8 protein-coding genes are annotated in these 14,300 nt (G+C 68.3%); 4 read left to right on the forward strand and 4 right to left on the reverse strand.

Annotation, left to right across the window (positions count from 1 at the left end; all coding sequences use genetic code 11):
• Window positions 1-34 precede the first annotated feature (34 nt).
• Window positions 35-5,527 carry a beta strand repeat-containing protein gene (locus ACE37B_RS20810; RefSeq protein WP_409925267.1) on the reverse strand — a complete coding sequence of 1,831 codons (5,493 nt, stop codon included), beginning with the start codon at window positions 5,525-5,527 and terminating at the stop codon, window positions 35-37.
• 140 nt (window positions 5,528-5,667) lie between these two features.
• Here ACE37B_RS20810 and ACE37B_RS20815 point away from each other — a divergent pair, with 140 nt between their 5' ends.
• Both ACE37B_RS20815 and ACE37B_RS20820 read left to right on the forward strand, forming a co-directional pair.
• The gene (locus tag ACE37B_RS20815) at window positions 5,668-6,282 is read left to right on the forward strand and encodes a helix-turn-helix domain-containing protein (RefSeq protein ID WP_409925268.1); all 615 of its coding nucleotides are present in this window, start codon (window positions 5,668-5,670) and stop codon (window positions 6,280-6,282) included.
• Window positions 6,279-7,112: an SRPBCC family protein gene (locus tag ACE37B_RS20820; RefSeq protein WP_409925269.1), complete on the forward strand. Its 834-nt coding sequence runs from the start codon at window positions 6,279-6,281 to the stop codon at window positions 7,110-7,112. The genes ACE37B_RS20815 and ACE37B_RS20820 overlap by 4 nt, the downstream gene beginning before the upstream one ends.
• Window positions 7,113-7,167: 55 nt before the next feature.
• On the opposite strand, the gene ACE37B_RS20825 is transcribed toward ACE37B_RS20820, so the two are convergent.
• Together ACE37B_RS20825 and ACE37B_RS20830 are read right to left on the reverse strand one after the other, a co-directional pair.
• Complete coding sequence (locus tag ACE37B_RS20825) at window positions 7,168-7,980, reverse strand: esterase/lipase family protein (RefSeq protein WP_409925270.1); 813 nt, start codon at window positions 7,978-7,980, stop codon at window positions 7,168-7,170.
• A gap of 7 nt (window positions 7,981-7,987) precedes the next feature.
• Window positions 7,988-9,703, reverse strand: coding sequence for a WS/DGAT/MGAT family O-acyltransferase (locus ACE37B_RS20830; RefSeq protein ID WP_409925271.1), 1,716 nt, complete (start codon window positions 9,701-9,703; stop codon window positions 7,988-7,990).
• 154 nt (window positions 9,704-9,857) lie between these two features.
• On the opposite strand from ACE37B_RS20830, the gene ACE37B_RS20835 reads away from it, so the two are divergent.
• On the forward strand, window positions 9,858-11,063 hold the full coding sequence (locus ACE37B_RS20835) for an MFS transporter (RefSeq protein WP_409925272.1): 1,206 nt from the start codon (window positions 9,858-9,860) through the stop codon (window positions 11,061-11,063).
• Between the two features lie 51 nt (window positions 11,064-11,114).
• Here the strand turns inward: ACE37B_RS20835 and ACE37B_RS20840 are convergent, their stop codons facing one another.
• Entirely contained in the window at window positions 11,115-13,451 is a 2,337-nt protein-coding gene (locus tag ACE37B_RS20840; protein WP_409925273.1) for an Hsp70 family protein, read from the reverse strand.
• A 182-nt stretch (window positions 13,452-13,633) separates the two neighbouring features.
• On the opposite strand from ACE37B_RS20840, the gene ACE37B_RS20845 reads away from it, so the two are divergent.
• Window positions 13,634-14,299: a hypothetical protein gene (locus ACE37B_RS20845; protein WP_409925274.1), complete on the forward strand. Its 666-nt coding sequence runs from the start codon at window positions 13,634-13,636 to the stop codon at window positions 14,297-14,299.
• Window position 14,300: the final 1 nt, after the last annotated feature.

Here is a 14,300-nt window from a genome sequence, read left to right on the forward strand (position 1 = left end):
CGGCGGGGGCCGGATGATGCTCATCGCGCTGGGGTCAGGGGATGGTGGGGAGGGTGCAGGGGAACCCGGTGAACGTGGTGCCGACGATGGTGGAACCGCCCGACACGTAGGTGTTGCCGTTCGCTTGCAAGTAGGCGTCGACGGCGGCGGCGTTCGAGCCGCCGGAGAGACCGGCGATGTCGAACATCGAACCGGGCTCCTGATCGATCACGAGGTCGTCGAGCACGCCGCTGAACGTGTTGTCCGTCGCATCCAGGCACACCGAAGCAGCACTGGTGGTCGTCCGCACGAACAGCCCGGTGCTGGACAAACCCGTGACGCCATTGATCACCGACCCGTCGATCGTCGCATCGAGCTCGCCGCTTCCAGCGACGACGAGACGCGCCCCGTCGAATTCGTCGGCGATCGCGACGACGTTGCGAACGGCCAGGCGAATGGTCCCGTCGCCCGGGCCGACGAACAGCCCGTTGGTTCGCAGTGGGATCGTCCAGCCGATCGTCGAGTCCTCGATCACGGCGTCGAGCTGGCCGGAGAAGTCGGTCGTCAGCACCACACCGGAATCGAACCCGCCGGGGCCCAGCACGCCGTCGATCTCGAGTTCGTCGATGAGCAGCGTCGACGAACCGGCGACGACGTCGACCTGCACCCCGTTACCGGTCGCCCCGATCGATGTCACCCGCCCGCCGCCGGTCGACGCGTCGCCCGATCCCGGGTCGCCGATGACGGCGTCGAAGCGCGCCGTGCCGCCGGGCCGCAACGAGACGCCGTCGGCCAGGTTGGAGAAGTCGGTCTCGTCGATGACGATGTCGTAGTCGCCGGCCGACGCCGTCAACGCCACCCCGCTCCCCTCCGAGCTGCCGGCGAAATTGCTGATGGAGTTGCGTGAGTCCGTTCCCTGCAACGTCACCGAGCGGGCGCCACTCTCGAAACCGACCGACGAGATCCCGGCGTTGCCCAGCGAACTCGCCCACCGGGTGATCGACACGCCGTCGACCGTCAGCGAACTCGTCCGGTCGGCGAGGATGCCGCTGCCGCTCGTCGCCGCGATCGACAGTTCGGTCAGCACCACGGGCGCGGTCACCGACACGAGTTCGACGCCATGGGTGTTGGCCGTGATGGACCCGCCCGAGTGGTTCGCACCCGTACCGGTCACACGGAAGGTTCCCGTACCGCCCACCGACGTGAGGACGATGCCGTCGGTCGAACCGTTCGCGCCGACCGACTCGAGCGTGACCCCGGCCGCGCCGATCGTGGCACCGTTCAGGAAGATCGGCGCCGGCCCTACGGTCGCCGACACCGTGTTGGACCCGACCACCGGGTCGACGATCTCGTGCACGCCGGCGGTCAGCAAGAGCCCGACGTCGCCGGTGACGTCGATGCCGAGTCCGCCGGCGAAGCGCAGCGTCGAGCCCGCAGCGTTGTTCGAGGTGTCGACGCCGACAGAGGTCCCGGTGTGCGTGACGAGACCGTTGAACGTGACCGTGCCACCGGTCCGGTCGCGAACCACCACACTTCTGTTGGCCGAGTTCGTGATCGTGCCGGAGTACGTCACCGGGTTCGACCCGCCGTCGACCACGAACGCGTCGCCGCCCGCAGCGGTGATGTCGCCGGTGCCGAGATCGACGGCACCGGTGCTGTCGATGATCGCGACGCCACGGCTGCTCGGGCTCGACCCGGGGTCACCGATGTCGATCGAACCGAACGAGATGGTCGCCGAGTTGTCGACCAGGAGCACGCCGTCGCCGACGTCGCCGGTCGACAGCGAGGTGATGTCGATGTCGCCGCCGGTACCGGTGACGAACACCGCCTCGGTGTTCCCGCCGTCAGAGGAGACGTCGACGAGCGACAGGTCGATGTCGACGTCGGGCACGTTCTGGATGTCGATGGCACTGCCGTTCGACGCAGTGATGGAGCCCCCACCGATGCGCGCCGAATCGAGTCCGAGGGGCGCGCCCCCCAGGAACAGGGTGATGAAGTTGCCGCCGGTGAGGTTCAGCGCATCGATGTCGACGTGCTGGCCCGCCTCGGGAAGCGTGTGTAGCACGATCATCGATGACCCGCTCACCGAGTCGAGCGTGAGGGTGCCCGAGCCGTTGGTCGACTGGATCGTCGCTCCGGAGTTCGTCGAGATCGTCTCGGCCACCCCGGGGGCATCCGTGATCTCGACCGTCGCCGAACCCACCCAGATCCCGAGTGCGACCGTGGGACCGGTGTCGATCTCGAGGCCACCGTCGAACCGCAGGGTGTGGGTGCCGGTCGCCCGGATCGAGAAGCCGTTGATCTTGTCGAGCACGCGAACGGGGCCGTCGAAGTCGACGGTCATCGTCGAGTCGAGGGCCGGAACATTGCTCGGGCCTTCGACGAGGATGCCCGTACCGTCGCCGCCGATACCCGTGGCGCTCTGCAGCGTGACCGGCCCGGTGAACGTGACGGTGCCGATGGCCGTGCCGGTGTTGTTCGTCCCGCCGATCTCGAGGTCGTTGTCGGACGAGTCGAAGACGGAGCCACCGAAGGCGACGTCACCGCCCTTGCGGTCGAACACGCGCAGCGGGCCGATGTTGGACGTCGTGGTTCCGATGTCGGCGTCGATGGTGATCGCGCCGTCACCGTTGTCCAGGTTCACGCCGTAGCCGCTGCTCCCGTCGATCGTTCCGTCATTGATCGTCACCGCGCCGTCGCCGCCACCGAGCGCTCCCTCGACACGGATGCCATCGCCGCTCACGGCATCGATGTCGACGTTCGCGATCGTCACGGTGCCAGCGCTCTGCGGGGTCTCGACGAGGATGCCGGCGTTCGACAGCACGCCCTCGCCGTCGATCGTGATGGTGCCGGTCGAGACGATCGGGCCGGCGACGTCCAGCACGTACAGCCCGGACGAGCCGGAGCCCGAGTGGCCGACATCGTGCAACTCGACATCGTCGGCGAACGCGATCTGGATGCCCGGCGACGACCCGGTGGCGATCGAATGGACGCTGTCGAGTCGGGCGCCGGAGGAGATGTCGATGCCGGCGCCGACGGTGCTCGTGACCTCCGGAAAGCCGGGGTCCGGCGGGACGAGTTCGACGCCGTCGACGGTCAGCCCGGCCGGCTCGCCGACCACCCGCTGGTTTTCCTCGACAGCGAGGCCGCCCTGGTAGGCGTTGCCCGCCGTTCCGTCGGAGGTGCCCTGATACAGAAAGATGATGTCGCCGGGCTCGTCGATGTCGCCGCTGGTGCTGCGGACCGCGTCGGTTCGGCTGTAGGGATCGCCCGAGGTGCCGGTCCCCGAGAAGACGGTGTCGACCGACGAGTCGACGTACCAGACCAGTTCGGCGACTTCGATGACCGCAGATGCCACTGCCTGCTCCTCGCCGTCGGAGATCGTGTAGGCGAACGAGTCGAATCCCTCGAAGCCGACCGCTGGGTCGTAGACGAACGTTCCGTCGGCCATGACGGCGACCGTGCCGCCCTGATCGGTCACCGCCGACAGCGAGCCCGACGTCTGGACGTCGACGACGACGAGCGTGTCGGCGTCGACCTGACCGTCGTCGCCGTCGACGTCGTTGTCGAGCAAGCTGCCGGCGATCGAACGGGCTGGCACCCCACCCGAACCCGTTCCGACGGCAAGTCGGGTGTTGCCGACGGCGTTGCGGTCGTCCGGCCCGCCGGGCTCTGCCGCATCGGACTCGAACCGATCGTCGAATGCGACCGGCTCGTCGTTGACGCACGTCACCCCGACCGACACGGTCGCGACCGATCCGCCTGGGCTCAACGTGTACGTGAACTCGTCCGGCGCCGCACCGGTGTTGCAGTAGTCCGCATCCGGCACGTACGTCACCGCCGCACCCTCGTCGACGACCACCACCGTGCCGTTCGCCGGCTGCGTCACCGACCCGACGGCGATCAGACCGCCGTCGATGTCGAGGTCATTGGCGAGCACATCGAACTCGACCGCCGGATCGTCTTCGACGACGTCGAAACCAACGCCATCGTCGCCAACGGCGCTCGGCGCGTCATCGACGCACGACACCCAGACCGAAACGCTCGCGACCGATCCGCCTGGGCGCAACGTGTACGTGAACTCGTCCGGCGCCGCGCCGGTGTTGCAGTAGTCCGCATCCGGCACGTACGTCACCGCCGCACCCTCGTCGACGACCACCACCGTGCCGTTCGCCGGCTGCGTCACCGACCCGACCGACGTGATCGACGCGGCGCCGTCGTCGTTGGCGAGCACGTTCAGACGACTCGCCGGCGCATCCTCGACCACGTCGAACGTGTCGTCCACGGCCGACGGCTCGACGCCGAACCACCCGTTGACGTCGATCACGACGTCGACCGCTCGGTTCGACAGCAGGCAGGCGGTGCCGTCGGCAGCGATCGGCGTCAGCGCACCGTTGGAGATCGGCTCACCGGCTTGGAAGTTGAGTGACGCAGTGCCGTTCCACTCCTCGTCACACGGGAAGACGGCGAGGAATCCGGCCGCGGCGCCGCGAGCGGCGGCGATGTTCAGCGACACGGCGTCGACGCCGAACTCGGGAACGCCGCCCACACCAGCGAGCGCGATCGGCTGCGGCGTGAACGGCACCAACGGTCCGATCGGGATGCCACCGGTGCCATCTCGCGTGTCGGCCGCGCGCGCTGGAGCGAGCGCGCCGAATGCAGCGTCGGCGGAGAACCACGCCGACAGATCGACGACCAGGTCGACCGGGGTCGTCGTGTAGAAGCAGATGCGGCCGTCGGGATCGATCGGCGCGATGACCGAGTTGGCGATCGGCGCGCCCGCCCGGTGATTCAGGTTGGCGGTCTCCTGGTAGCCGTCGGCACACGGGAACACCGAGATGAAGCCGTTGGTTGCGCCGTTGACCGCCGCAACGCTCAACAACACGGCGCTGGCACCCGTCGTCGGTACGCCGGCGACCCCGGCGACCTCGATCTCGAAGGGCGTCCGCACCGCGGGTTGCTCGGCCGGGACAGGTACCGCTCCGGTGCCGTCGCGCGTGTCGAACAGCCGAGTCGCCGACACCGGTCGGAGCGGCCCGCCGTCGGGCAGGTAGCCGCTCGTGTCGACGATGACGTGAGCGGGCTGCGACGCCTCGATGCACACCGCACCGTCGTCGTCGAGTTGTGCGAGCACCTGCACGGCGATCGCGGAAGCTCCCCGTTCGGGTCGCGGCGTGTAGTTCAGTCGGGCCGTTCCGTCGTTGCCGTCGGCACACGGGTACACCGCGAGGAAGCCCCGGCCCTCGACGGCCGTGACGGCGATGTTGAGGTCGACCGCCGCGACGCCGGAGTTCGGAATCCCGGCCATGCCGGCGATCTGGGCGCGCAGCGGCTGGCCCGGCTGCACCTTGCCGACGGCGACCTGGATCGCCGCGTCGAGATCGCCACGCGTGTCGAGCAGTCGAGCGACCGGCACCGGCACGTACGAACCCCCGGTGGTCTGGGCGTCGGCCGTGTCGACGGTCGAGCCGAGCGAGAGCGTTCCGAGTGCAACCAGTGCGACACCGATCGCTCCAGACGCGCGAACAAGACAACGGGGTCGCGGCATCGCTCCAGTTTGAACGATCGAGAACGGCTCGTCAGTGATGTACGCACCCCTTTCGACTCGCGACGTCGGATCACACAGCGGTGGAGCACATTTGACGATTCTTCTTGTCAATTGGAGTTGCGCATGAGTAGGGTCGAGCCATGATCGACGTCCAGGTGATCGACGAGATCCACACGGCGGCGACGATGCTCGACCCGATCCGCGCCCGCGTCTTGGCCGAACTCGCGACGCCAGGCTCGTCGACCACGGTGGCCAAGGCGCTCGGCGAACCCCGCCAGAAGATCAACTATCACCTCAGAGCACTCGAGGAGGCCGGGCTGGTCGAGCTCGTCGAGGAGCGGCCACGCCGCGGTCTCACCGAGCGAGTGATGGTCGCATCCGCGCGCTCCTACGTGCTGTCGCCCGAGGTGCTCGGGAGGAGTGCCGCCGATCCGGCGCGAACCGACCGCCTTTCCTCGAGCTATCTGCTTGCCCTCGCGTCACGCCTGATTCGAGAAGTGTCGACGCTGATGCGCCGCGCCCACGCCGCCGGCCAACCGTTGGCGACGTTGGCGATCGACACCGAACTGAAGTTCGCGAACGCCGCCGACCGGGCGGCGTTCACCAGCGAGTTGACCGACGCCGTCGCCACCCTCGCCGCGCGATACCACTCGGCTGAGGCAGTGCGCGGGCGCTGGCACCGCGTCGTACTCGCAGCGCATCCGATCGAGGCACCGATCACTCCCACATCCACCGAGAGGAGCACCACACCATGACCGAAGAACGACAGACCGAAGAACGACAGACCGAAGAACGACAGACCGAAGAACAACGGAACGGGGAACAACGATCCATCGAACTCGAAGTCGAGGTCGCCGGCACCCCCGAAGAAGTCTGGGAGGCCATCGCCACCGGTCCTGGGATCTCCTCGTGGTACGTGCCACATCAGGTCGAAGAACACGAGGGCGGCGCAGCTATTGCGTCGTTCGGGCCCGACATGGATGCGCACGGACGCGTCGCCGCCTGGGACCCGCCGCGACGGTTCGCGATCGACAGCGGAATCCCCGGCGAGGGGCTCGCCTTCGAGTGGTTGATCGAGGCCCGCGACGGCGGCACGTGCATCGTCCGCCTCGTCAACTCCGGGTTCGGGTCAGGCGACGAATGGGACTCGCAGTACGACGCCATGACCGACGGGTGGCGCATCTTCCTCTTCCATCTCCAACTGCACTTGCAGCACTTCGCCGGACGATTCGCCACCGCAATGCTGCCGATGGCGATGTGGCCGCAGAACCCGGTCGAAGCGTGGGCCCGCCTCACGTCGTTGCTCGGAGTGCCGGAATCGCCGCAGATCGGCGATCGCATCGTGGCCTCGACGGACGACGCGACGGTGGCGATCAGTGGAACGGTGGCTGGCACCGGGCCGACTCGCATCTCGCTCCTGCTCGACGGCCCGGCACCCGGCACTGCGTTCATCGCGTCAGAAGCAGCCGGTGATCTGTCGAGTGTGTCGGTGTGGGCTTACCTGTACGGCCCCGACGCGACCGAGATCGCGGGACGCACGGGACAGGCCTGGCACACCTGGCTCAGTACCAACGCGACCAGCTGAACGTCTCTCGAGGTCGCAGCCGGTCGGAGACGATCTGATCGAGACGGACGAGCGATCAGATCGGGAGGCGGTCGGGGTCGAGTTCGTGAGGGCGCGGGAACGCAGAGCGAAGGAACCACGGGGCGCGGAACGGCTCCCAGGTTCCGGCCGGCTGAGCCAGGCGGTCGGCGATCGCATAGATCGCGCTGGCGTTGAAGCCGAGACCGCAGTGGCTCCCGTACACCTGGATGTTCTCGCTGTGCGGTGTGGAACGGATCAGACTCGATCGCCAGTTCACCACGCCGTCGGTCGTCGAGTAGATCGACGTGGCGGGCACGGTCAGCCGCGGGCGGTGTGCGTCGCGGACGTCGCGGTGGAAGTTCGGCGAATGAAATCGCCGCAGCCGCGCCCACACCGCGGAGGCGTTCGAACGATCGTCGCCGGTCATCTGGATCGGGCTTCCGAGCGTGATCACCTGACGAACCCGACGCGGATACGCCCGAGCCAGTTCGCGCGCGTAGATCCCGCCGAGACTCCAACCGATCAGACTGACCGGCTGGCCGTCGCGCTCGTAGGCCCGGTCGAGGCGGCGGACCAGCCCGTCGAGGATCGCCGGCGTCGGGCCGACGTTGACGCCGCTCCCCCAGCCGTAGGTGCGATACCCGAGATCACGCAGCAACTTGCGCAGCGGCGAGGTCGAGCCGTCACCCGCGGTGAAGCCGGGCAGCACGACGACCGGATGGCCGTCACCGCGCGGCAGTCGGCGCAGAAGCGGCATGAGTGCCGACATCTGCACACGCTCACCGACCGCCCGATACTCGAGCGCCGCCTTCCACGGCGGCGGCGCAGCGAAGCCCTGCTGCGTACCGGATGGAGTCGGCGCAGCCATCTCTCGGTCAGTCCGCCGAGGTGGGCTGCTTCGCCGACGACTTCTTCGCCGACGACTTCTTCGCCGACGACTTCTTGGCCGACGACTTCTTGGCGGGCTTCTTGGCCGCGGTCCGCTTCTTGGCCGCCTGCTGCTTCGGGACGGGCTGCGTCTTCGTTGTCGCCGTCTTCGTTGCTGGCGTCGGCGCGGCAGGCACCGGGGCGACACCGTCGCCGCCATAGCGCATCGGCGTCGGCAACGGTTCCTCTGCCCACTCGGCACCGGTCGCCTCGAACAGGCGGTGGATCTCCTCGATGTGCAAGTCGACGAGATGCCAGAGATCCGGGACCAGTTCGCGATCCGAGATCAGACCGAAGTCCATCCGGTCTTCGTAGCTGTGCACCGTGATGTTGAGCCCGACCCCGTCGGAGATCGTCGACACAGGGATGTACGCATCGAGCTTCGCGCCGGCGAAGTAGAGCGGATCGCGCGGGCCGGGCACGTTGGAGATCACCACGTTGACGGGCGTGTTCACGCGATCTGCGAGCTTGAGCCGTGACACCAATCGGATCGCCGAGGCCGCGACCACCGGCGACGTGTACTCCGCTGCCTCGGCCAGCGCGTCGGCCGGCACGAGGTCGAACTGGCGCTTCGCGACGTGCATCGCGTCGCGGCACCGGGTCACACGCTCGAGCGGGTCTTCACAGTCGGTCGGCAGTTCGGCGACGATCGCCGACACCCGATTCGTCCACGGATCTTCCTCCTGGCCGGTGCGGATCGACACGGGCACCATCGCCCGCAACGGATCGTCCGGCAGCGCGTCGTGTTCGATGAGGTACTGGCGCAGCGCACCGGTACAGACCGCCATCACGACGTCGTTCAGGGTGCCGCCGGTCGCTTCCTTCAGCCGCTTCAGGTTCGACAGTTGCATCGAGCGCATCGAGAACCGCCGATGCGGCGTGACCGAGTGGTTCCATGGCGTCGGCGGCGCCGGCGACAGCGGGATGTTCACCGAGCCTCCGCCTTCGGCATCGTGCGACGGGTCGTTGCGCCGAGCGATCGCACCGAGTTGCTTGCGCGCGTTCGACACGATCCCACTGACGCTGGTGATGCCCGCCGCGTCGGCCACGTCGCGGATCACACTCAAGCTGAGACGCATCCCCCGGATCGGGTTCATCGCCAGGTTGCGAGCCGCTCGTTGCAGCATCTCCGCGCGCGGCGGCGGAAGCTCTCCGACCCACGGCTTGTGCTCGTACGGGTACACCTCGTCGGGCGAGTCGTCGGTGAACATCTTGAGCATGATCACGCCGGACGCGCCGTCGATGGTTGCGTGATGGGTCTTCTGCAGCAACGCCCAGCGCCCGTCGGCGAGGCCCTCGATGACGTAGGCCTCCCACAGCGGCCGTGATCGGTCCATCTTGCGGCCCACGATCCGGGCGACCTGCTCGGCGAGTTGATCGTCGGCCCCCGGCGGGGCGAGGCCGATGTGTCGGACGTGATAGTCGAGGTCGAAGTCGGCGTCTTCGATCCAGTACGGCCGGTCGAGTTCGAAGGGAACCTCGACGAGCTTGCGACGAAGCGGCTCGAGGTGGCCGACCATGATGCCGAGTCGCTCGCGAACCACTTCGAAGGGGTCGAAGTCGTCGGACGGGCGCTCGTAGATGCTCAGACCGTTGACGTGGCCGTACGTGTTGGGCGTTTCCATCACCAGGAAACTCACGTCGAGTCCGGTCAATTGCTTCATGTCGTACCCCGCATGTGGTTCCCCTGTTCCGCCGGTCGTGGACTCGGCCACGCTTCCCCCGAAGTCGTGACACCTGCATCATGGCCCATCCAGCCGCCGAAGGCGAACGCGTCGGGGCGAACCGTCGGGTTTCGGGGTCGCTAGGTTCCGATCGGTGACGATCGACGAACGACCCCGTGACGTGCTGCGTGGCCTCGTCATGCCGGTGTACCTGCCGACCGTCGCCGGCACGTTCGGTCTGGCGCTGCTCGTCCCGGTCCTGCCGCTCTACCTCACCGACGCCGGGCTCTCGCTGCGAGTGACCTCGATCGTGCTTGCGAGCGTCGGTGCAGGAGCCACCCTCGGCGGCCTGCCTGCCGGCGCGGCGATCGCTCGCTTCGGTGAACGCCGGATCATGTTCGTCGCGCTCGGTGCGCTCGCGATCACGGCGGCGCTGCTCGGGGTGACCGACGCAGCGATCGCGCTGGTCGCGCTTCGGCTCGGCACCGGGATGGCCAACATCGCGCTGCGACTGTCACGCCAGACCTACATCACCCGCCAGGTCGGACCGCTGGTACGAGGGCGGGCCATGTCGACCCTGGGTGGGGCCTTTCGTATGTCACTGTTCGTCGGACCGTTGCTCGGTGGTGTCCTCGCCGACACGTTCGGCTTCACCACGACGTTCGCGGTCGCCGGTGCCGTCACCGCAGTCGGCGTGATCGCTCCGTTGTTGTCACCCGACGTCATCGACGAACCGCCGCCGGTCGGGTCGGCCCCAGCGCGACCTCCGATCGGTCTCGCCGCCACGATCCGGACCCATCGTCGGCTGCTCGCGATGGTGGCGATCGTGCCGATGCTGACGATGGCCGTGCGCGAAGGGCGCTACGTCGTGGTCCCACTGATCGGGGATGATCTCGGCTTGAGCCCGACGGCGGTCGGCGCGCTCGTCACCGTCGGGACGACCGCCGACCTCCTCTTGTTCCCGGTCGCCGGATTCGTGATGGACCGGTTCGGGAGACTCGCCGCGATGATCCCCTCGTTCGGACTCATGACCATCGGCCTGGTGATCCTCGGCGCTGCCGACACGACCACTGGGGCGGTCGTCGCCGGTGCGACGATGGGGATCGGCAACGGCCTCAGTTCGGGCACGTTGCTGACGCTCGGCAGCGACCTCGCGCCCGACGAGGGTCCCGGCCCGTTCCTCGCGGCAATCGCGGTCATCCAGGATTCGGGCAAGATCATCGGGCCGCTGGTCGTCGGCTTCGTCGGTTCGGCGGCTGGGCTCGGCGCAGCATCGTTCGTCCTCGCTGGACTGATGGTGGTGGTGATCCTCTGGCTGGTGTTCGTGCTGGGAGAGACGAGCCGGCGGTCGACGGCGTGACGGCCTGCCGACTCGCTCAGCTGCGCTCGACCGACCCGGACTCGATGTCGGTCAGCCGAGCCGAGTCGCCGAGGGGATGGTGCAGAGGTGACGCTCGACGCCTGAGGTGGCCGGTCCGATCGATCCGGGGAGCGCCGCAGTCGGTGCACGGAACCCCGACAGTTGCTCTACCGGCCAGCAGTTGCCGGAGTCGATCGACTCGAGGCTGTGGTCGGGTAGTGCGACACGCACGCAGAGGCGATCGATCGAACCGCCGAACGCACTGACCGGCGCTTCGAAGAACGGGGACTCATCCCACACCTCCCAGAGTCCGCCGCCGGTCGACACGCCGACGCCGTCGATTCCGGCCGCTTCGGGCTCGGTCGAGTCGGCAAAGAAGTGGAGGTGGTTCCCGGCGATCTCCCACGACGTCCCGCCATCGATGAACTCGGCGCGCACCGTGGTCCCATCGAAGGTGGCTGCGACGACGCAGGCCCACCGATCCTCGCTCTGGATCTCGTCGGTGCAGACCTCGTCGGGCTCCAGGATGTCGAGCGCCGACTGCACGCTCGTGATGCCCTCGACGCTTCCTGCAGCGGCGACCGCCGCATCGGCGGTCGTCTGATCGACTTGTCCGCTCAGCGTTGCGACCGCATCGGTGACGGAGGCACTGATCGCCGGGCTCACCGCAGCGACCGCCGCCTGAACCGCCGACGTGAGCTCGGCGTCACTCGGTGGCGGCGGCTCGGTGGGCTGCGTCTCAGGCGGCTGAGTCTCGGCGGGCTGCGTCTCAGGCGGCTGCGTCTCGGCCGGCTGCGTCTCCGCTGGCTGCGTCTCAGGCGGCTGCGTCTCGGCCGGCTGGGTAGCGACCGGTGCGTCGGTCGGTGTCGTCACCGTGTCGTCGTCACCGCCACCGCCGAGGACGACGAAGGCGCCCACGGCGATCAGCAGCAACGCCAGGACGCCGCCGACGAGCAACGGCGTCTTCGACTTCTGTCCACCGGCTCCCGCGTCGAGGGGCGTCGTCGCGGTCCCCGGAGGAACCGCACCCCCTGGGGCCATCGCTCCGGGCGGCGGCATCGCGCCCGGCGCGGTGGTCGGCATCTGTGCAGTCGGGTTCGTCGGCACCATGGGCATCGCCGCCGTGGGCGCCATCGACGGCTCGATCGGCACCGACATCGGCTGCGTTGCTTCGACGATCTCCGGAAGCGGCTCGGCGCCCACCTGGCCGGCCTCGGCGGCGCTGGCGACCGCGGCGCCGCCAACTGCACCGGCCACCGCTGCAGCACCCGCAGCCCCGAGTCCCCCGCCCCGATCCATGTCACCAGCACCGCCAGCACCGGCAACACCGCCAGCAAAGGTGGCCGCGCCGAGGGCGATCGAATGCTTTGGATCGGCGTCGACCGCCACCGGACGCCCGAGTTCGGACGACACCAACTGCCCGATCAGCGGAATGCGGCTCGATCCCCCGACGAGGAGCACCTTGCCGACGTCGTCCGCAGTGATCCCCGCCGACTCGAGAGCTCGATGCATCGCGGCGATCGAGTCCGACAGCGACGGCCGGATCAACGACTCGAACTCGCTGCGAGTGATGCGGACGTCGGTCTGCAGATTCGGCAACAACACCGGGATCGTGGCGTCGGTGTCGGACGACAGGGCGACCTTTGCCCCCACACAGTCCTCACGCAGACGAGCCACCCCACTCATCACCATCGGATCGTCGGGGTCGAGTTCTTGGAGTTTGCCGTCGAGCGCCCGATTGACATGAGCGAACACGGCCGCGTCGAAGTCGATGCCGCCCATGCGTTCGATGCCTTCCGGCCGGCCCATGATGTCGAAGCCGGTGTCGGTCTTGCGCAACACCGCCGCGTCGAACGTGCCGCCGCCGAGGTCGTAGACGGCGACGATCGTGCCGACCTCGACGCGTTCGTGCGTGGCGTAATGGATCGCTGCAGCCTGCGGCTCCGCCAGCAGGTCGACCGACGACGCGTCGAGTCCGGCCAGCCGGACGGCCTGCTGCAGCAGATCGATCTTGTACGGACCCCAGTTCGCCGGATGCGTCACCGCGACCCGGCTCGGCGGGGCCCCTTCGCGTTTTTCGACTTCGCGTAGCGTCGCGGTCAACAGCCGAGCCATCAACTGCTCGGCTGAGTACGGCGCACCGCCGACGATGATCGGGGTCGTGTCGCCCAGTCGACGCTTGAACTCTCGAGCCACCCGCTCGGGCTCGGTCAGCGCACGCCGCACGGCCGCTTCACCGGTCAACTCCGTCCCGTCCTCGCGAAGCAAGACGACCGACGGGATCGACGCCGCCTGGCTGCCCAGCGAAAAGATGCTGCTGCGGCCGTCGCGATGCACCGCTGCTGCGGTGAACGTCGTGCCGAGATCGATGCCTACCTGATATGTCACGAACGTGACTCCCTTGCGTGTGGTGTGCTCCGGGGGCGGAGTGCTGTGGGTCGATTATGGACGAACGTGGCGTCGCCGTGCACGCCGTTGCGGCACGTCGAGACGATCGACGACGAGGTTTCGGGGCCGCGACGGGGACATCCCCCATGCCGCAGCGACACCGCATCGCTACCGTGACGACGGTGACGATTCGAGACGCGATCGCAGACCTGCTGCGCAACGCGCCCGTCGTGCCCGACCGCGCTTCGTTCGAGAGGGCGTTGCGCGAGGCGGGCGTCGAGGGCGTCGATCCATCGCTCATCGACACAGCGATCGGGCACTATGCCGACACGGCGACCGTCGGCGATGCCGAACTCCTGGCAGACCTCGCGATCGAGGCGAGTCCGATCCCGTTCGACCCGGTGATCGATCGGCTGCCGCTCGATGACACACCTCCCGAGCCACCTCACGACGTCGATCCCATGCACGACATCGACCGCGACGATCCCGACGATCCCGACGACGACGGCGGCGATCCCGGTGATGCGCCGGCGCCGAACGGGCCCGGCTCCGACGACGAGCCGGAACGCGACACAGCGATCGACACCGCGTACGGCGCTGGCGCCGACGATGATCGGGAGCCTGTGCTCGACGAACCGCTGGACGCCGTGCCGAGCGATCCGATGCGAGACGAACTGGAGGCCGAACTGGAGACCGAACGGGAATCGGTGTTGTTCGAGCCCGCCGCGACCTTCGACGCCGACACCGACCACGACGGCGTCGACACGTTTGGCTCCCACCGGGAGATCGACGTCGGATCCGATGCGGACGGCGACCACGACCCGGCCGGGTTCGACGGGTTCGAGTAAC

The organism is Ilumatobacter sp., assembly GCF_046290335.1.
GTDB lineage: Bacteria > Actinomycetota > Acidimicrobiia > Acidimicrobiales > Ilumatobacteraceae > Ilumatobacter_A.

Coding starts and splice junctions, on each gene's coding strand:
- ACE37B_RS20810 (WP_409925267.1), bottom strand. CDS start 5,527: ATGCCGCGACCCCGTTGTCTTGTTCGCGCGTCTGGAGCGATCGGTGTC.
- ACE37B_RS20815 (WP_409925268.1), top strand. CDS start 5,668: ATGATCGACGTCCAGGTGATCGACGAGATCCACACGGCGGCGACGATG.
- ACE37B_RS20820 (WP_409925269.1), top strand. CDS start 6,279: ATGACCGAAGAACGACAGACCGAAGAACGACAGACCGAAGAACGACAG.
- ACE37B_RS20825 (WP_409925270.1), bottom strand. CDS start 7,980: ATGGCTGCGCCGACTCCATCCGGTACGCAGCAGGGCTTCGCTGCGCCG.
- ACE37B_RS20830 (WP_409925271.1), bottom strand. CDS start 9,703: ATGAAGCAATTGACCGGACTCGACGTGAGTTTCCTGGTGATGGAAACG.